The following is an 18,363-nucleotide window of genomic DNA, read 5'->3' as shown; positions in this document are numbered from 1 at the left end:
AGCCTGCTCGCGATGGACGTCAACGATGACGCGTATTTCCTGATTTATCGCGTCGCTCTCAAGTCCATCGCGAGCAGGCTCGCTCCTACAGGGTCAGGTGCTGATCAGGCCTGGACGCTGAGGCCGTATTCGGCAGACGCATCCTGCAACCACAACCACCAGTAATCCGAGAAGCTGCGACGAATCAGCAGTTCCCAGGTGTCTTCAGCGGTGTGACGGATCACTAGTTGCGACTTGGCGAACACCGTGCCAACCGCCTTGCCCACCGGGAAGTTGTTGGGGTGCACGTCGTAGCTGGTGGATTTCATCAGCACCTGGCGCACGTTCGGGCCGCTCAGTTCGAGGATCTGCTGCCCGCCGCTGACGTTGACGATCTGGATGTGCAGGTCACCCAGCACTTCACGCAGTTTTTTCTCGGCGGCGAATTCTTCACCGGTCGGCACGATCAGCAGCCATTCATCCGGCCCCATCCATTGCAGGCTGGTTTCACCTTTGACGATGACGGTCAGCGCGGACGGCAATTCGATGCCCAGGGCCTTGTGCACGCCGGCAGCGAACGCTGCGTCATGGCCATCGCCACGAATGGTCAGGTGACCGAGGAGTTTTTTCTCGCGCACGGTCACGCCGGCGTTCTTGCGACCCTTGCCCACCAGGCTGGCGAGGTCGGCGTGATGCAGCGACGACTCGGCCTTGGCCCCGGAGGTTGGGCGTTGTTGGTAAACATTGGCTGCGGTCATAAAGCACCTTTCCTGAATTCTGTTGGTTCTTGTGGTGGCTGCACTGCCGTCATCGCCAGCAGGGCTAGCTCCCACATTCGGCCGCGTTCCCCTGTGGGAGCGAGCCTGCTCGCGATAGCGGCGGCACACTCACCACAGGGCCCGAGGCCGTTAAACGTTCTGGCGCTCGCCTTTCGGATCGAAGAACACCGAAGAAACGATTTCCGCTTCGATCACGCTGCCGTCCGCCAGTGGCGCGAACACACGCTCACCCATGCGGTTCAGGCCGCCCTTGACCACGCCCATGGCAAACGAATAGCCCAGGGAGTTGTGCGCGTAGCTGGAGGTCACGTGACCGACCATGGTCATCGGGATCGCCTGCTTGGTGTTGAACACCAGTTGCGCACCTTCCGGCAGCCATTTGGTCGGATCGATCGGTTTGAGGCCAACCAGTTGCTTGCGTTGATCACGCACGCAGTCTTCGCGGTTCATGCCACGCCAGCCGATCCACGAGAACGGTTTGGTGCGACCCACGCACCAGCCCATGTTCAGGTCGTCCGGAGTCATCGAGCCGTCAGTGTCCTGGCCGACGATGATGAAGCCCTTCTCGGCCCGCAGCACGTGCATGGTTTCGGTGCCATATGGCGTCAGGTTGTACTTCTTGCCGGCATCGACAATCTTTTCCAGCACACCCATCGCATAGTCGGCCTGCACGTTGACTTCGTACGACAGCTCACCGGTAAACGAAATCCGGAACACCCGCGCTGGCACGCCGCCGACCAGACCTTCTTTCCAGGTCATGAACGGGAAGGCTTCGTTGCTCAGGTCGATGTCGGTGACTTCGCTGAGCAGCTTGCGGCTGTTCGGCCCGGACAGGGTCATGGTCGCCCAGTGGTCGGTCACGGACGTGAAGTACACCTTCAGGTCTGGCCATTCGGTCTGCTGATAGATCTCCAGCCATTGCAGCACGCGAGCGGCGCCGCCCGTGGTGGTGGTCATGACGAAATGGTTGTCGGCCAGGCAGGCAGTCACGCCGTCGTCGAACACCATGCCGTCTTCTTTGCACATCAGGCCGTAACGCGCCTTGCCCACGTCGAGCTTGGTCCAGGCGTTGGTGTAGATGCGGTTGAGGAACTCACGCGCGTCCGGGCCCTGGATGTCGATCTTGCCCAGGGTCGACGCGTCCAGCAGGCCGACGCTGTCGCGCACGGCTTTGCATTCACGCTTGACCGCGGCGTGCATGTCTTCGCCGGATTTCGGGAAGTACCAAGGACGTTTCCACTGACCGACGTCTTCGAACTCGGCGCCGTTTTTCAGGTGCCAGTGATGCAGCGCGGTGAAACGCACCGGCTCGAAGATGTGCCCACAGTGACGACCGGCCACGGCGCCGAAGGTCACCGGCGTGTAGTTCGGGCGGAACATGGTGGTGCCCATCTGCGGGATGGTCACGTTCAGCGAACGGGCGGCAATCGCCAGGCCGTTGACGTTACCGAGTTTGCCCTGATCGGTGCCGAAGCCCAGCGCGGTGTAGCGCTTGACGTGCTCGACCGACTCGAAGCCTTCGCGGGTCGCCAGTTCGATGGCGGCCGCAGTGACGTCGTTTTGCAGGTCGACGAATTGCTTCGGCGCCCGTGCGGTGTTCTTTTCATGGGGCACCTGGAACAGCGCCAGGGTCGGCTCTTCCAGACGTGTCAGGGCTTTGGGCAGCGTCGCTTCGACCGGACCGAAACCGGCTTCGCTGGCCGCGCGCACGCCGCCTTCAAAACCATCGGCCAGGGAATCACCCAGGCCGTAGACGCCGTTGATACCACCGACGCACACGCGTTTCTGCGGTGCTTCACCCGGCACGAAACCGAGGATGTCTTCACGCCAGATCGGTTTGCCGCCCAGGTGCGAAGCCAGGTGAACCACCGGGCTGTAGCCGCCGGAACTGGCGACCAGGTCGCACTCGAGCCATTCGCCAGGGCTGGTGACCTTGTGTCCTTTGACATCGATCGCGGCCACGCGGGCAGCGGTCACGTGCTTGCTGCCACGGGCCTCGATCACGGCGCTGCCGGTGAGGATGCGAATGCCTTTGGCGCGAGCTTCTTCCACCAGCGCCCCACGCGGGTTGCTGCGAGCATCGGCGACGGCCACGACTTGCAGGCCGGCGTCGAGCCAATCCAGGGCCACGCGATAGGCATGGTCGTTGTTGGTGCTCAGGACAAGCTTCTTGCCCGGTGCCACGCCGTAACGGCGCACATAAGTCGAGACAGCACCGGCCAGCATGTTGCCCGGCACATCGTTGTTGCCATAAACCAGCGGACGCTCGTGAGCACCGGTGGCCAGCACGACACGCTTGGCACGAACGCGGTGGATGCGCTGACGCACCTGGCCAATCGGGGCGCGGTCGCCGAGGTGATCGGTGAGGCGCTCGTGAATGGTCAGGAAGTTGTGGTCGTGGTAGCCGTTGACCGTGGCGCGTGGCAACAGCAGCACGTCCGGGGTGTCCTTCAGCTCGGCGATGACGCTGGCGACCCATTCCACGGCAGGCTTGCCGTCGAGGCTTTCGCGGGAGTCGAGCAGGCTGCCGCCGAACTCTTCCTGCTCGTCGGCGAGGATTACCCGGGCGCCACTGCGTGCAGCCGCCAGTGCAGCGGCCAGACCCGCAGGGCCGGCGCCGACGATCAGCACGTCGCAGTGCTGGTTCATATAGTCGTAGGTGTCCGGATCGTTCTCGGTCGGCGAACGGCCAAGACCGGCGGCCTTACGAATGTACTTCTCGTAAGTCATCCAGAACGATTGCGGGTACATGAAGGTTTTGTAGTAGAAACCCGGTGGCATCAGCTTGCCGCCGACCTTGCCGAGAATCCCCATCATGTCGTTATTCACGCTTGGCCAGCCGTTGGTGCTGGTGGCGACCAGGCCTTGATACAGCGCTTGTTGCGTGGCGCGTACGTTCGGGATCTGCGTGGCTTCGGTGGCACCGATCTGCAGCACCGCGTTCGGCTCTTCGGCACCGGCGGCGAAGATGCCGCGCGGACGGGAATATTTGAAGCTGCGACCGATGATGTCGACGCCGTTGGCCAGCAGTGCAGCGGCCAGGGAGTCGCCTTCGTAGCCTTTGTAGCTCTGGCCGTTGAAGGTGAACGTCAGGACTTTGTTGCGGTCGATCCGTCCGCCGTTGGACAGGCGATTGGTCTGGCTCATACCTTCTCTCCCAGAGCCGTGCTGGCCGCTTTCGGGCTATCGGTCTTGTCGGTGAATTGTGGCTTGGTGCCGATCTTGTAGGTTTCGAGAATCTCGTAGGTCACGGTGTCGCGGGTGGCGTTGAAGTACTGACGGCAACCGGCGGCGTGAATCCACAGTTCATGGTGCAGGCCGCGAGGGTTATCGCGGAAGAACATGTAGTCGCCCCACTCCTCGTCGGTGCAGCTGTTCGGATCCAGTGGACGCGGGATGTGCGCCTGGCCGGATGCGTGGAATTCCTCTTCGGAGCGCAGTTCGCCGCAGTGAGGACAGAAGATATGCAACATGGGGATTTCTCCTGTTAGTGGGCAACCGCAGCAGCGCCGTGTTCATCGATCAACGCACCGTTGTGGAAACGGTCGATGGAGAAAGGTGCGGCCAACGGGTGCATTTCACCCTTGGCCAGACTCGCGGCAAACACGTTGCCTGAGCCAGGTGTTGCCTTGAAGCCACCGGTGCCCCAACCGCAGTTGAAGAACATGTTCGGTACCGGGGTTTTCGAGATGATCGGGCAGGCATCCGGCGTGGTGTCGACGATGCCGCCCCACTGACGGTTCATGCGTACGCGCGACAGCACCGGGAACATTTCCACGATGGCCTGGATGGTGTGCTCGATCACCGGGTACGAACCACGCTGGCCGTAGCCGTTGTAGCCGTCGATACCGGCGCCGATCACCAGGTCGCCCTTGTCGGACTGGCTGATGTAACCGTGTACGGCGTTGGACATGATCACGCTGTCGATAATCGGCTTGATCGGCTCGGACACCAGCGCTTGCAACGGGTGGGATTCGATCGGCAGGCGGAAACCGGCCAGCTTGGCCATGTGCCCGGAGTTACCGGCGGTGACCACGCCGACGCGCTTGGCGCCGATGAAGCCCTTGTTGGTTTCGACACCGATGCACACGCCGTTTTCCTTGCGGAAACCGATCACTTCGGTCTGCTGGATCAGGTCCACGCCCAGTGCATCGGCGGCACGGGCAAAGCCCCAGGCCACGGCATCATGACGGGCCACGCCGCCGCGACGCTGGACGGTAGCGCCCATCACCGGGTAGCGGGTGTTCTTCGAGCAGTCGAGGTACGGAATCTCGTCGGCCACTTGCTTGGCATCGAGCAGTTCGCCGTCAACGCCGTTGAGGCGGTTGGCGCTGACCCGACGCTCGGAATCACGGATGTCCTGCAGGGTGTGGCACAGGTTGTAGACGCCGCGCTGGGAGAACATCACGTTGTAGTTCAGGTCCTGGGACAGGCCTTCCCACAGTTTCATCGCGTGTTCGTACAGGTGCGCCGACTCGTCCCACAGGTAGTTGGAGCGAACGATGGTGGTGTTGCGCGCGGTGTTACCGCCGCCCAGCCAGCCTTTTTCGACCACGGCCACGTTGGTGATGCCGTGCTCCTTGGCCAGGTAGTAGGCGGTCGCCAGACCGTGCCCGCCACCGCCGACGATGACCACGTCGTAGACCTTTTTAGGGGTCGGCGTGCGCCACATCCGCTGCCAGTTTTCGTGGTGGCTGAGAGAGTGTTTGAAGAGGCCGAAGCCCGAGTAGCGTTGCATAGTCATTTACTCCAAAACCGCACTCAGCGATAAACCGGGAAGTCCGCGCACAGGGCTGCCACATGCTTGGCGACGTTGGCCTCGACATCGGCATCGCCGAGGTTGTCGAGGATGTCGCAGATCCAGCCGGCCAGTTCGGTGCATTGAGCGACCTTGAAGCCACGGGTCGTTACCGCCGGGGTGCCGATGCGCAGGCCGGAGGTCACGAACGGCGACTGCGGGTCGTTCGGGACAGCGTTCTTGTTCACGGTGATGTGGGCGCGACCGAGTGCTGCATCCGCGTCCTTGCCGGTGAGGCCCTGACGGATCAGGCTGACCAGGAACAGGTGGTTATCGGTGCCGCCGGACACTACATCGTAGCCGCGTTTGATAAATACGCCGGCCATGGCCTGGGCGTTGTCGATGACTTGTTGCTGGTAGGCCTTGAAGCCTGGCTCCAGCGCTTCCTTGAAGCACACCGCCTTACCGGCGATCACGTGCATCAGCGGGCCGCCCTGGGCGCCGGGGAATACGGCGGCGTTGAGCTTCTTCTCGATCTCTTCGTTGGCCTTGGCCAGGATCAGGCCGCCACGTGGACCGCGCAGGGTCTTGTGGGTGGTGGTGGTGACCACATCAGCGTACGGCAGCGGGTTCGGGTACAGACCGGCGGCGACCAGACCGGCCACGTGCGCCATGTCGACGAACAGGAGCGCACCGACCTTGTCGGCGATCTGACGGAAACGCGGGAAGTCCAGGGTCTTGGAGTAGGCGGAGAAGCCGGCGACGATCATCTTCGGCTTGCACTCGACGGCCAGACGCTCCACTTCGTCGTAATCGATCAGCCCGGTCTTGGTGTCGATGCCGTACTGCACGGCGTTGTACAGCTTGCCCGAGGACGACACTTTGGCGCCGTGGGTCAGGTGACCGCCGTGGGCCAGGCTCATGCCGAGAATGGTATCGCCTGGCTGAATCAGCGCCAGGTAAACGGCGCTGTTGGCCGAAGAGCCGGAGTGCGGCTGGACGTTGGCATAGTCCGCGCCGAACAGTTGCTTGGCGCGCTCGATGGCCAGGGCTTCAACCTTGTCCACGTGCTCGCAGCCACCGTAGTAGCGCTTGCCCGGATAACCTTCGGCGTATTTGTTGGTCAGGCCGCTGCCCTGGGCTTGCATGACGCGTTTGCTGGTGTAGTTCTCTGACGCGATCAGCTCGATGTGATCTTCCTGACGTTGCTCCTCGGCATTCATCGCCGCCAGCAGTGCATCGTCGTAACCCTGGATCTGGTCTTGCTTGCTGAACATCGCGTCTCTCCCAGCGGCATCTATGCGCCATTCGTCTCGGTAAGGCACTGGTGTTTCGGCAGTGCCCTTTGATAGCGATGGTATGACCGGCGCAGACAGGCCAAATGCCTACGGACGCCACGTAAAGGTGCGTTTACGACATGGCGGGAAATGACTGGTCGGGCACTCTTCTCAAATCCGTGAGAAACCCTGTGGGAGCTGGCTTGCCAGCGATGATGGCGTCACATCCAGCATTGACGGCGACTGGTCCACCGCTATCGCTGGCAAGCCAGCTCCCACCGGGTTATACGGCGATCTGGCGGACGAGTAGCAGCACAAGGAAATGCACCGGATACAGCGCATAAGCCCAACGCCGCATGGGGGGTGGTTTTACGCCCTTGGCATGTCGCAACAAGAACAGTCCCAGCCAGGGCGCAATCAGGCATTTGGCGATGGCCGGAATGGCCGCCGGGTTGCCCAGCCGCGCGGCGTGGTACAGCACTTGCCATTGATTGGCCGCCAGACAAACTAACCCCGGTAACAACGCGAAATACCAGGGACGACGGATCACCAGCAACAGCGCCAGCGGCAACAGCACGCCAAAGAAACCGAACATCAGTCGCGACCAGAAAACCGCCGCCAGCACCAGGGCGACGAGCGCCAACAGTCGCGCCTGACGCCCCTGCGCTTGCCAGCCCCGTGCCACCAGCAGGCCCAAGGCCAGGGTCGGCAAGACGTTCAAGGTGTCGGGATCCGGAATGTACATCCGGTAAGGCACTTCGCTCACCGCACTGAACAGCAACAACCAGCCCAGATAGCGCCATTGCCCCTCTGACTTCACGGCGGGCGCGCGCGCCAGGTTGGCCGCCATCGCCAGACAAAACCACGGAAACGCCAGACGCCCCGGTACATACAGCAGATCGACGGAATAACCGACATAGCGCAGGTGATCGAGCACCATGCTCAAAAGCGCCAGCCACTTGAGCAGATCCAGTGCACCGTCGCGCGGCTTTAAGTGCTGCTGTGTCAAGTGCATCGCCGCGTGCATAATTGGCCGGCATCCTTGTATTTTTCTGACAGTGACATCCCGTGTGCTCCCCGGACGATCTTCGGTAAAGTGCGCACCCTCATTGACCACGAGACACTTCACCATAGGCGTCTCGACCACGGAAGCAGGCCATGACCGACAAGAGCCAACAATTCGCCAGCGACAACTACTCCGGCATTTGCCCTGAAGCCTGGGCTGCCATGGAGCAGGCCAACCATGGCCACCAGCGCGCATACGGCGACGACGAATGGACCGCCCGCGCGTCCGACGATTTCCGTAAATTGTTCGAAACCGACTGCGAAGTGTTCTTCGCCTTCAACGGCACCGCGGCCAACTCCCTGGCCTTGTCGTCGCTGTGCCAGAGTTACCACAGCGTGATCTGCTCGGAAACCGCCCACGTCGAAACCGACGAATGCGGCGCGCCGGAATTCTTTTCCAACGGCTCCAAACTGCTGATCGCCCGCACCGAAAACGGCAAGCTGACCCCGGAATCGATCCGCGAAGTCGCCCTCAAGCGCCAGGACATCCACTACCCGAAACCCCGCGTCGTGACCCTCACCCAGGCCACCGAAGTCGGCAGCGTCTACACCCCGGACGAAATCCGCGCCATCAGCGCCACCTGCAAGGAACTGGGCCTGAACCTGCACATGGACGGCGCGCGGTTCTCAAATGCCTGCGCATTCCTTGGCTGCTCGCCAGCGGACCTGACCTGGAAGGCCGGTGTCGACGTGCTGTGCTTCGGCGGCACGAAAAACGGCATGGCCGTGGGCGAAGCGATTCTGTTCTTCAATCACAAGTTGGCCGAAGACTTCGACTACCGCTGCAAACAGGCCGGGCAACTGGCGTCGAAGATGCGCTTCCTCTCCGCCCCCTGGGTCGGGATCCTGGAAAACGACGCCTGGCTCAAATACGCCAACCACGCCAACCGCTGCGCGCAATTGCTGGCCGAGCTGGTCAGCGACATTCCAGGCGTGGAACTGATGTTCCCGGTGCAGGCCAACGGCGTGTTCCTGCAACTCTCGGAACCGGCCATCGCCGCGTTGACCGCCAAGGGCTGGCGCTTCTACACCTTCATCGGCAACGGCGGCGCACGCTTCATGTGCTCGTGGGACACCGAAGAAGAACGCGTGCGGGAATTGGCCAGGGACATCCGTGAAGTGATGTCGCACTAAAAACCTTGGTTTGCACTGCCCCCCTGTGGGAGCGAGCTCGCTCGCGATGAGGCCAGCCCATCCAACAATGATGTCAGCTGACCCACCGCCATCTTGAGCAAGCTCGCTCCCACAAAAGCCGCACCCGATCGCCCTCCTCATTCGCACCTGAAGACTTCGTCTACATTGTTTGTCGAGCCCATCCGCTCTCATAACAATAATCAGGAGCGTACGCATGTCCCTTCAAGGCAAAACCCTGTTCATTACCGGTGCCAGTCGCGGGATTGGCCGGGAGATCGCACTTCGGGCCGCACGCGATGGCGCAAACATTGTGATTGCCGCCAAAAGCGCCGAACCGCACCCCAAGCTGCCCGGCACCATCTACAGCGTGGCCGAGGAAGTCGAAGCCGCGGGTGGCAAGGCACTGGCCTTGCAAGTGGATGTGCGCGATGAAGTCGCCGTGCATCAAGCCCTGGCCCAGGCCAACCAACATTTTGGCGGCATCGATGCATTGGTCAACAACGCCGGGGCGATCAAGTTGACCGGGGTGCAGCACATCGAACTCAAGCGCTTCGACCTCATGCATCAGATCAACACCCGCGCCGTGCTGCTGTGCAGCCAGGCCGCCCTGCCCTACCTGAAGAAATCCGCCGGGCACATCCTCAACCTGTCGCCACCCCTGAACCTGGCGACCCAATGGTTCGCCCAATACAGCCCGTATACCTTGACCAAGTACGGCATGAGCATGCTGACGCTGGGCATGAGCGAGGAATTCAAGAACTACGGCATCAGCGTCAACTCGCTGTGGCCACAGACGATGATTGCCACCGCCGCCATCGAGTTTCAACTGGGCTCACGGGAGTCGTTCAAGCACGCCAGGACGCCGGCGATCATGGCCGATGCCGCCCACGTGATTCTGAGCAGCGCGAATCGCAGCCTGACCGGGCGCTTGTTGATTGATGAGGAAATACTGCGGGAGAACGGCGTGACCGAGTTCGAACACTATCGGTTCGCACCCGACAGCAACGACAAGCTGATGCCGGACCTCTTTATCGACTGAAAACCTGTAGGAGCGAGCCTGCTCGCGATGAACCTGAGAATGCCGCGGGGTGTCAGGTCGCCAGCGTTATCGTTGACATCCATCGCGAGCAGGCTCGCTCCTACAGGGATAACGGCTTAGAACTCGATGCGCACGTCGCCCTTCGGCACGCTGCAGCAAGACAAAATGAACCCCTCGGCTTCGTCTTCCTCGGTGATCCCGCCGTTGTGCTCCATCTCCACTTCACCGCCCAGCTTCAGCACTTTGCATGTCCCGCAGATGCCCATGCCGCAGGCTTTCGGGATCATCAGGCCGACTTTCGCGGCAGCAGCGTGAACGGTCTCGCCTGGTGCCACGCGAATGCTTTTGCCGGAAGCCGTGAACTCAACCTGATGCAGGTCTGCCGCATCGACTTCTGGTGCCTCGGCCGCTTGTTCGGCGTGTTCCACGGCGTCAGCGCGCGCCTCTGGCGGTGTCGCTCCGAAGGACTCTTCGTGATAACGCGACATGTCGAAGCCAGCGGCTTCCAGCAAGCGTTTGACCGCGTTCATGTACGGTGTCGGGCCGCAGCAGAACACTTCGCGCTCGAGGAAGTCAGGCGCCATCAATTCAAGCATTCGGTGGTTCAGGTAACCGCGATAACCGGCCCAGGGCTCACCCATACCGTGCTTCTCGCAGATCAGGTGCAGGCTGAAGTTGTCGATCCGCGACGCCATGTGTTCCAGCTCACGGTGGTAAATGATGTCTTTAGGCGAACGGGCGCTGTGGATAAACACCATGTCGACATTGCCGTTAGTGTCATAGAACCAGCGCGCCATGGACATGACCGGCGTGATACCCACGCCGCCGCTAAGGTAGAGTACCTTCGGCGCGGTGAAGTCCATGGCGTTGAACAGCCCGACCGGCCCGTGCACCGCCAGTTCCTGGCCTTCGTGCAGGGTGTCGTGCAGCCAGTTCGAGACCTTGCCGCCCGGCACGCGCTTGATGGTCACCGAAAAGCTGTAAGGCACCGAAGGCGAGCTGGAAATGGTGTACGAACGCATGATCGGCTGGCCTTCGATTTCCAGCTCCAGGGTGACAAATTGCCCCGGTTTGAAGAAGAACAGGATCGGCTGGTCGGCCATGAAGCAAAAGGTGCGCACATCCCAGGTTTCCTGGATGACTTTGACGCAACGGACGATGTGCCGACCATTGGCCCAGGTCTGGGTGGTTACCGGGTTCAGGAAGTTGTTGGACATGCTGATCTCCACGGCCGACTGTCGGCCTTCATGTTGGCGATTCTGCGTATAGCGCGAACCACCCATTTACCTATCTGCGACATTCACATGCTTATCGCGACCAGCCCCCAACTACCGGGGCTTGCGCGTCGGGAACAGATTGCACCATGTCGCCCATGGATAAGGTTCTGGCCAGCGCCGGCCCCACACTCGCCCCATACCAAGACACAACCTTTACACCTTGCGTAGCAACCCTGAGCAGCACACCTGATTAGCCACTTTCGCCGGCCACGCAGATGGCCTTGAGGATTAAACGATGGACGTCACTACTACCCTGAGCCTGGGCGATCCGCTGGAACCCGCACGCAAGGCCACTGCCCAGATGCTGCAAGAGCGTGAGCGCACGTTCTCGCTGCCGCAGCCGTTTTACTCTGACGATCGCCTGTTTGATATCGACATGCAGGAAATCTTTCAGAAAGAGTGGCTGATCGCCGGCATGACCTGCGAGATCCCCACCAAGGGCAACTACCTGACGCTGCAAGTCGGCAAGAATCCGATCATCGTGATCCGTGGCGCAGAAGGCGTCGTGCACGCGTTCCATAACGTCTGCCGTCACCGTGGCTCGCGCCTGTGCACCAGCGACAAGGGCAAGGTCGCCAAACTGGTTTGCCATTACCACCAGTGGACCTACGAACTCGACGGTCGCCTGCTGTTCGCCGGCACCGAGATGGGCGCCGATTTCGACATGAATCAGTACGGCCTCAAGCCGGTGAACGTGAAAACCGCGGGCGGCTACATCTTCATCAGCCTGTCGGATAACCCGCCGGCCATCGATGACTTCCTGTCGACGCTCAGCCATTACATGGAACCGTACGACATGGAAAACACCAAGGTGGCGGTGCAAACCACCTTGATGGAAAAAGCCAACTGGAAACTGGTGCTGGAAAACAACCGCGAGTGCTACCACTGCAATGCGTCGCACCCGGAACTGCTGAAAACCCTGCTGGAATGGGACGACGTCACCGACCCGCGCGCCGACCAGGCCTTCAAGGACCACGTCGCCGCCTCCGCCGCCGCTTGGGAAGCCGAGAAGATCCCTTACGCCCACGCCAGCTTCGGCCTGCGTAACCGCATCGTACGCATGCCGCTGCTCAAGGGCACCGTGTCGATGACCATGGACGGCAAGCAAGGCTGCGCCAAGCTCATGGGCCGCATCAAGAACCCGGACCTGGGCTCGATGCGCATCCTGCACCTGCCGCACTCGTGGAACCACTGCATGGGCGACCACATCATCGTGTTCACCGTGTGGCCGATCAGCGCCCAGGAAACCATGGTCACCACCAAGTGGATCGTGCACAAGGATGCCGTCGAAGGCGTGGACTACGACGTGGAGCGCATGCGCAAGGTCTGGGACGCCACCAATGACCAGGACCGTCGCCTGGCCGAAGAGAACCAGCGCGGCATCAACTCCACCGCTTATCAGCCTGGGCCGTACTCCAAGACTTATGAGTTTGGCGTGGTGAACTTCGTGGATTGGTACAGCGAGCGGATGCTGAACAATCTGGGGGCCGAGCCTGCGCCGTACCTCAAAGGCGTCCCTGTCCAAGGCTAACGCCATCGCCCACTGTAGGAGCGAGCCTGCTCGCGAAGAACCCGAGCACGCCGCGGGGCATCTGGCTTAACGCATTACCGTTCACGACCATCGCGAGCAGGCTCGCTCCTACAGGGGCCTGTTCGCGACGTTTTACGACCGCCATTACCCTCTTCTATATAGAACTGTACGAAATATGATCTATTTCGTTCGGCGCTATACGGTGCGCGCCTCTCAGCCTTTCGCGAACAAGTTATCCACATCTCCACCCACAGCAAATGGGGACAACTGTGGACAGGCGCATAACTTTCTCCACAGAAACCAAAGAAAATCCGTGACTTATCCGGAATCACGGTTTCCCGATGAGCTTGATCACTTTTTAACCAAACCCTTGAAAGCCACGTACTACATGGCCTTCAGCGGATGGCAAACACCTTATCCACAGAAGCGCCAACAGACTTTGGGGGCAACTTCCGAGCCTCTGTGGAAAACCGCTGAAAGCCTTGTAGTTTCTGCATTTGAGGGAGGCGGAATGGATAAAAACGGCAATTCGATCAATTTTTGATCAGACACCTGAAAGGCTCGTTTTATAAGGCCTGTAGCGCTAAGCGAACATCTTATCCACAGAAGCGCCAACAGAGATCGGGGACAAGTATTGCTTCGCGCTCACACTTATCCTCAGAAAACTCTCGAGAAAACCATGGCTTAGGCTGATTGTTTTTTGATCTACGGGCTGAACGGCTTTATTTTCAGGGGCTGCAGCGAGGGGCGAACATGTTATCCACAGAAGCGCTAACAGAGTTTGTGGAGAACCAGGCAGGTTTTATCCACACAAGTGCCCTGATCATGTTCGGTGGTGTCTTCCGGGCGGGGTATTCTTTTCAGGTAATGACCACTTCGTGCCGCCCCTGGCAGCTCTCCCAGGGGCGGTGCGAAGTCGCGATGGCCCGCTAAGGCCGGTACATCAAATAGGCTTCGCCCGTGACCCGGATCATCGGATGCGGCGTGATCTGGCAGGTATCGACGATGCGGAAGCCGTGGCGCTCATAGAAGCGCCGGGCGCCGGTGTTCGCGGCGTAGTCGATCAGGCTCAGGCCGTTAAGCCCGAGACGATTGGCACGGTCGTAGGCGTAAGCGAGAAATTGCTTGCCCAAGCCCTGGTTTCGCCAGCCCTCGTGCAGCGCCAGGCTGGAAATGTAAAGGGTGTCGGGGATTTCCATCGTGGCATACGGCGCCAGCACCGGATCGGTCACTGGCGCCGCGAACGGGTCGTAACGCATCACGTAGCTGTGCAGCATGCCGATGATCTTCCCGCCGGCCTCGGCGATCAGGCAATTCTGGTAGGAAAAATCTACATCTTCACGGGCATAACGGATGGCTCCAACGTCCAACAGATCCTGCCCGGGCTCTGCTATCTGGCTCCAGATGTAATCCGAAGCACCTTCCGAGGAAATCTGGAACAGACGCGCAATCTCGCGCGCATCCGCGCGTACTGCCGAACGAAATTCAACGGTCATGATGTTTCCCCCTGTGGGAGCGAGCAGGCTCGCTCCCACCTTTAAATCTGTGCGGGTGATCGGTCAGCGCACCACGCCCTCTTCGATCAGCAGCTTGAGAATCGCTTCAGCCCCCGCCTGCGCCGTGACGCCCTTGAGCACTTGCCCACCGCCGCCGCTGGCCTTGGCCGTTGCGGCTTTCATGCGGTCGGCACCGCTTTTGGCCTTGATGACTTTCAGGCGCTTGGGTCGTGGCTTGGCCGGTTGCAGGGTCGCCACCGCCAACAGTTCATCGTCGACGACTTCCACTTCATCGGCCTGCAACACCCCACGCCGGGCCGGGCCGTAGGCGCTTTGCCGTGGCTTGGGCGCAGCGTTATCCACAGTGGCCAGGAACGGCAGGCGAACCTTCAGGCGACGGCGCTGGCCACGAGGCAAGGCTTGCAGCACCAGCGCCGAGCTGCCATCGATGGACTCGACCTGCGCCAGCCCTACCACCAGCGGCCAGCCCAGGCTTTCAGCCAGCAGGAACGGCAACATGCCCGAGCCTTCGCCGGTTTCAGCCTGACTGCCAGTCAGCACCACCTGAGCGCCGGCATCGCGCAAATACGCGGTCAGCGCCGGTAGCGCATCCGCGCCCTCGGGTTGTTCCAGGACATGCAATTGCTCCAGCCCCATGCCCAGATAAGCGCGCAACGCAGGCTCGGCGACATCGCCGGCATGCAGCACCTGCAAGTTATCCCCAGCCAACTGCAGGCCCAGTTCCACGGCACGCGCATCCTGTTCGGCGCGACGTGGGCGGCCGGACGTCGGGTGGGCTCCGATGGACACCAGGCTGATGATTTTCGTGCTCATAACCCTTTCCTTCCCTTAAGCCGCATCGCGCTTGGCGTCGTTGCGGTAGGCCTCTACCGCCGCGATCAAGGCTTGAAGAATCTCGGCACTTTCGCCGATCACCGACAGATCGGCCCGTTTGATCATGTCGCAGCCAGGATCGAGGTTGATCGCCACCACCTTGTCGCAGGCACCAATACCCTGCAGGTGCTGGATCGCCCCGGAAATCCCCACCGCCACATAGACCCGTGCAGTGACCCAGGTACCCGACGCGCCGACCTGACGGTCGCGGGCCATGAAACCGTCGTCCACGGCAACCCGGGACGCGCCTTCGGTGGCACCCAATGCTTCGGCGGTCCTGTGGAAAAGGCCCCAATCCTTGACGCCGTTGCCGCCGGAGAAAATGAACTCCGCTTCGGCCATCGGAATCGCCGCCGGATCTACCGCCACCGCACCCAGATCCTCGATCCGCGACAAGCTGCGCGCAACCGCTGTGGATAACTCCACCGGCAGGGCTTCGTGGCGGGTTTCGCTGACCGGTTCGGCGCATTCGGCAGCGGCCAGAATCAGCCGTGCGAGCGGACGCGCAAGGTCTTGCAACCCCGCACCGGCGCGGCCGATGCACGCCTGATCCTTGACCTGCCAGACCCGCGTGGCCGGGCGTTCGCCCAATGCCGCGGCAAAACGGCGACCGAGCTCGCCACCACCGGTACGACTGTCCGGCAGTAACCAGTGACGCGGACTGAACTGGTTATCCACAGCCCGCAGGCCCTGTACCCGTTGTTCCGGTGCATAACCGCTGAATTCCTCGCCCTCGAGCACCAGCAGGCGATCGACGCCGGCACTGGCAAAGGCGCTCTCTTTATGTTCGCCAAAGACCACGGCCAACACCGCGCCATCCTTGCCCGCCAGTTGATGGGCCAGTCCCAGGAGATCGCGGTCGTGACTGCTCAAGCGGCCCCCGACCATGTCCGGAACGACGCTGATGTAGAACGCCGGGGCAGGCACTTGATGCAGCGGCAATTGCACTTCAACGGCGGCCGAGCGCTTGGTCGCGCCGCCCTGTTGCGCGCCACTGCGGTCGATACGCTTGATGCCGTTCGGGCCGATAAAACCAATGCCATGGGGGTTCTTGCGGATGACGCCATTGGGCCCCATCCAGCTGTGTTGCGCCGGCTGCATGGCGGCGTGCAGCGGATGCAGACGGTTACGGGCGATCCATTCGGCCCGAGGGTCGCGGCGGATAATGTCGCTCATCAGTGGGCCTCCGCAGGTTCACGTTTGGCTGGCGTGGACGGCTTGCTCGGTGCCTGGTCTTCGAGCAGCGCATCGGCCACCAGTTCGGCAATGTCCTTGATCAACGGCCGGGGTTCGACCACGCCTTCGAGCATCGCCGTGCACTGTGGACAACCCACGGCCACCAGTTCGGCGCCGGTCTCGCGGATGTCTTCCATGCGCATGTCGGGAATTCGTTGCTTGCCCGGAATGTCGGTGATCGGTGCCCCGCCGCCACCGCCGCAGCAGCGCGAGCGGAAACCGGAACGTTGCATTTCCTTGACTTCGATCCCGAGCGCACGCAGTACCTCGCGCGGCGCCTCGTACTCGCCGTTGTAGCGGCCGAGGTAGCACGGGTCGTGATAGGTCACGCTGTCGCCCTTGTGCTGACCGAGGTTCAGCGCACCGGCCTGGATGATTTCCGCCATGTAGGTGCTGTGGTGCTGCACCAGGTAATTGCCGTCGAAGGCGCCGTACTCGTTTTTCAACACATGGAAGCTGTGCGGGTCGCAGGTGACGATGCGGTTGAAGCGGTATTTGGCCAGGGTCTGGATGTTGCGTTTGGCCAGCAACTGGAAGGTCGCTTCATCGCCCAGGCGTCGGGCCACGTCGCCGCTGTCGCGTTCTTCGAGGCCCAGCACGGCGAAGTCGACCTTGGCCGCTTTCAGCACTTTGACGAACGCGCGCAGGGTGCGCTGGTTGCGCATGTCGAAGGCACCGTCGCCAACCCAGAACAGCACGTCGGTGGAGTTCTTTTCGCTGAGCAGAGTGAGGTTCAAGTCCGCCGCCCAGTTCATCCGTCCGCCCGGTGCAAAGCCGCCGGGGTTGTCGGTGGCGATCAGGTTTTCCAGGACTTCGGCGCCCTTGTTCGGGGTCGCGCCTTTTTCCAGGGTCAGGTGACGGCGCATGTCGACGATGGCATCGACGTGCTCGATCATCATCGGGCACTCCTCGACGCAGGCGCGGCAAGTGGTGCATGACCAAAGGGTCTCGGCATCCACCAGACCATTGACGATCGGCTGATGGGGATTGCCGGCGTGTTCGCCGATGGCTTTGCCCGGATAAGGGCTGCCGGCGAAGTTGGCATCGGTGCCGCCCGCCAGGCCGACGACCATGTCCTGAATCAGTTTTTTCGGGTTCAACGGCTGACCGGCGGCGAACGCCGGGCATGCTGCTTCGCATTTACCACACTGCACGCAGGCGTCGAAACCGAGCAATTGGTTCCAGGTGAAATCCTTGGGTTTTTCCACGCCCAGCGGTGCCGACAGGTCGGTCAGGTCCAGCGGTTTCAAGCCCGTGGAGCGACCGCCACCAAAGCGCTCGGCGCGACGGTGCCAGGCCAGGTGCAGGGCACCGGCGAAAGCGTGCTTCATCGGCCCGCCCCAGGTCATGCCGAAGAACAGCTCCGATACGCCCCACAGCACGCCGATGCCGAGAATCGTCGCCAACAGCCAGCCGCCGAAGTGCTCCGGAAGAATGCCCGCCACGGGCAGGGTCACCAGGAAAAACGACGCCGAGAACGCCAGCAGGCTTTTCGGCAGGCGCATCCACGGGCCTTTGGACAAACGGCTCGGCGGGTTGCGTCGACGCAGGTAAACGAAGATCGCACCGACGAACATCACCGCCGACATCAGCAGCAGTGCGTACCCGAGGATGCGGTTATGCAGGCCGAAACCGTGCACCAGAATCGCCAGCACGATGGACGCCACCGCACCGCCGGCCGTGGCCACGTGGGTGTTGGCAATGTATTTGTCCCGCGCCACCACGTGGTGCAGGTCGACCATGTAACGCTTGGGCATGGCGAACAGGCCGCCGATCAGGTCGACCTTCGAGGCCCGGCCCCGGCGCCACATGGACACCCGCCGCAGCGCGCCCAGAACCGCAAGGCCCAGGGCAGCGAACAACAGGATTGGAAGAAGGGTGTTCAACATGGTGAAGCTCCCAAAGACCTCGGGCTTAA

The 18,363-nt window shown here is 61.6% G+C and carries 15 protein-coding genes; 4 read left to right on the top strand and 11 right to left on the bottom strand.

Annotation, left to right across the window (positions count from 1 at the left end):
* Positions 1 to 104: 104 nt before the first annotated feature.
* The 6 genes from BLV61_RS17700 to BLV61_RS17675 form a co-directional block, all read right to left on the bottom strand.
* Entirely contained in the window at positions 105 to 737 is a 633-nt protein-coding gene (locus BLV61_RS17700) for a sarcosine oxidase subunit gamma (protein ID WP_090466699.1), read from the bottom strand.
* Positions 738 to 887: 150 nt separating this feature from the next.
* Positions 888 to 3,905, bottom strand: a complete 3,018-nt coding sequence (locus BLV61_RS17695) for a sarcosine oxidase subunit alpha (protein ID WP_090466697.1) — start codon at positions 3,903 to 3,905, stop codon at positions 888 to 890.
* Entirely contained in the window at positions 3,902 to 4,231 is a 330-nt protein-coding gene (locus tag BLV61_RS17690) for a sarcosine oxidase subunit delta (protein ID WP_047534309.1), read from the bottom strand. Before BLV61_RS17690 ends, BLV61_RS17695 begins: the two co-directional genes overlap by 4 nt.
* Positions 4,232 to 4,245: 14 nt before the next feature.
* Entirely contained in the window at positions 4,246 to 5,496 is a 1,251-nt protein-coding gene (locus BLV61_RS17685) for a sarcosine oxidase subunit beta (protein WP_007980419.1), read from the bottom strand.
* Between the two features lie 23 nt (positions 5,497 to 5,519).
* Complete coding sequence (glyA, locus tag BLV61_RS17680) at positions 5,520 to 6,773, bottom strand: serine hydroxymethyltransferase (protein WP_090466695.1); 1,254 nt, start codon at positions 6,771 to 6,773, stop codon at positions 5,520 to 5,522.
* Between the two features lie 283 nt (positions 6,774 to 7,056).
* Positions 7,057 to 7,800, bottom strand: a complete 744-nt coding sequence (locus BLV61_RS17675) for a TraX family protein (protein ID WP_425272103.1) — start codon at positions 7,798 to 7,800, stop codon at positions 7,057 to 7,059.
* A 131-nt stretch (positions 7,801 to 7,931) separates the two neighbouring features.
* On the opposite strand from BLV61_RS17675, the gene BLV61_RS17670 reads away from it, so the two are divergent.
* On the top strand, positions 7,932 to 8,972 hold the full coding sequence (locus BLV61_RS17670; RefSeq protein ID WP_047534314.1) for a threonine aldolase family protein: 1,041 nt from the start codon (positions 7,932 to 7,934) through the stop codon (positions 8,970 to 8,972).
* A gap of 214 nt (positions 8,973 to 9,186) precedes the next feature.
* Positions 9,187 to 10,011, top strand: coding sequence for an SDR family oxidoreductase (locus tag BLV61_RS17665; protein WP_090466691.1), 825 nt, complete (start codon positions 9,187 to 9,189; stop codon positions 10,009 to 10,011).
* Between the two features lie 116 nt (positions 10,012 to 10,127).
* On the opposite strand, the gene gbcB is transcribed toward BLV61_RS17665, so the two are convergent.
* Entirely contained in the window at positions 10,128 to 11,228 is a 1,101-nt protein-coding gene (gene gbcB / locus BLV61_RS17660; RefSeq protein ID WP_090466689.1) for a glycine-betaine demethylase subunit GbcB, read from the bottom strand.
* A 295-nt stretch (positions 11,229 to 11,523) separates the two neighbouring features.
* Between gbcB and gbcA the strand changes: the two genes are divergently transcribed.
* Both gbcA and BLV61_RS30970 read left to right on the top strand, forming a co-directional pair.
* Positions 11,524 to 12,819, top strand: coding sequence for a glycine-betaine demethylase subunit GbcA (gbcA, locus tag BLV61_RS17650; RefSeq protein ID WP_047534317.1), 1,296 nt, complete (start codon positions 11,524 to 11,526; stop codon positions 12,817 to 12,819).
* A gap of 313 nt (positions 12,820 to 13,132) precedes the next feature.
* Positions 13,133 to 13,363 (top strand): hypothetical protein, encoded by a 231-nt coding sequence (locus BLV61_RS30970; protein WP_139213637.1) that lies wholly within the window; start codon positions 13,133 to 13,135, stop codon positions 13,361 to 13,363.
* 385 nt (positions 13,364 to 13,748) lie between these two features.
* On the opposite strand, the gene BLV61_RS17640 is transcribed toward BLV61_RS30970, so the two are convergent.
* The 4 genes from BLV61_RS17640 to dgcB all read right to left on the bottom strand — a co-directional run bounded on the left by BLV61_RS17640 (position 13,749) and on the right by dgcB (position 18,334).
* On the bottom strand, positions 13,749 to 14,315 hold the full coding sequence (locus tag BLV61_RS17640) for a GNAT family N-acetyltransferase (protein WP_090466687.1): 567 nt from the start codon (positions 14,313 to 14,315) through the stop codon (positions 13,749 to 13,751).
* A gap of 63 nt (positions 14,316 to 14,378) precedes the next feature.
* Positions 14,379 to 15,149: an electron transfer flavoprotein subunit beta gene (etfB, locus tag BLV61_RS17635; protein ID WP_047534320.1), complete on the bottom strand. Its 771-nt coding sequence runs from the start codon at positions 15,147 to 15,149 to the stop codon at positions 14,379 to 14,381.
* A gap of 15 nt (positions 15,150 to 15,164) precedes the next feature.
* On the bottom strand, positions 15,165 to 16,385 hold the full coding sequence (gene etfA / locus BLV61_RS17630) for an electron transfer flavoprotein subunit alpha (protein WP_090466685.1): 1,221 nt from the start codon (positions 16,383 to 16,385) through the stop codon (positions 15,165 to 15,167).
* Positions 16,385 to 18,334 (bottom strand): dimethylglycine demethylation protein DgcB, encoded by a 1,950-nt coding sequence (gene dgcB, locus BLV61_RS17625; RefSeq protein ID WP_090466683.1) that lies wholly within the window; start codon positions 18,332 to 18,334, stop codon positions 16,385 to 16,387. Before dgcB ends, etfA begins: the two co-directional genes overlap by 1 nt.
* Positions 18,335 to 18,363: the final 29 nt, after the last annotated feature.

It is taken from the genome of Pseudomonas mohnii (assembly GCF_900105115.1).
GTDB classification, from domain to species: domain Bacteria; phylum Pseudomonadota; class Gammaproteobacteria; order Pseudomonadales; family Pseudomonadaceae; genus Aquipseudomonas; species Aquipseudomonas mohnii.
The sequence above is the reverse complement of the archived record's forward strand: the minus strand, read 5'-3'. Positions and strand labels throughout refer to the sequence as shown.

What these genes read in the sequence shown, in the direction of transcription:
- BLV61_RS17700 (WP_090466699.1), bottom strand. Translation starts at nt 737, where the DNA reads ATGACCGCAGCCAATGTTTACCAACAACGCCCAACCTCCGGGGCCAAG.
- BLV61_RS17695 (WP_090466697.1), bottom strand. Translation starts at nt 3,905, where the DNA reads ATGAGCCAGACCAATCGCCTGTCCAACGGCGGACGGATCGACCGCAAC.
- BLV61_RS17690 (WP_047534309.1), bottom strand. Translation starts at nt 4,231, where the DNA reads ATGTTGCATATCTTCTGTCCTCACTGCGGCGAACTGCGCTCCGAAGAG.
- BLV61_RS17685 (WP_007980419.1), bottom strand. Translation starts at nt 5,496, where the DNA reads ATGCAACGCTACTCGGGCTTCGGCCTCTTCAAACACTCTCTCAGCCAC.
- glyA (WP_090466695.1), bottom strand. Translation starts at nt 6,773, where the DNA reads ATGTTCAGCAAGCAAGACCAGATCCAGGGTTACGACGATGCACTGCTG.
- BLV61_RS17675 (WP_425272103.1), bottom strand. Translation starts at nt 7,800, where the DNA reads ATGCACGCGGCGATGCACTTGACACAGCAGCACTTAAAGCCGCGCGAC.
- BLV61_RS17670 (WP_047534314.1), top strand. Translation starts at nt 7,932, where the DNA reads ATGACCGACAAGAGCCAACAATTCGCCAGCGACAACTACTCCGGCATT.
- BLV61_RS17665 (WP_090466691.1), top strand. Translation starts at nt 9,187, where the DNA reads ATGTCCCTTCAAGGCAAAACCCTGTTCATTACCGGTGCCAGTCGCGGG.
- gbcB (WP_090466689.1), bottom strand. Translation starts at nt 11,228, where the DNA reads ATGTCCAACAACTTCCTGAACCCGGTAACCACCCAGACCTGGGCCAAT.
- gbcA (WP_047534317.1), top strand. Translation starts at nt 11,524, where the DNA reads ATGGACGTCACTACTACCCTGAGCCTGGGCGATCCGCTGGAACCCGCA.
- BLV61_RS17640 (WP_090466687.1), bottom strand. Translation starts at nt 14,315, where the DNA reads ATGACCGTTGAATTTCGTTCGGCAGTACGCGCGGATGCGCGCGAGATT.
- etfB (WP_047534320.1), bottom strand. Translation starts at nt 15,149, where the DNA reads ATGAGCACGAAAATCATCAGCCTGGTGTCCATCGGAGCCCACCCGACG.
- etfA (WP_090466685.1), bottom strand. Translation starts at nt 16,385, where the DNA reads ATGAGCGACATTATCCGCCGCGACCCTCGGGCCGAATGGATCGCCCGT.
- dgcB (WP_090466683.1), bottom strand. Translation starts at nt 18,334, where the DNA reads ATGTTGAACACCCTTCTTCCAATCCTGTTGTTCGCTGCCCTGGGCCTT.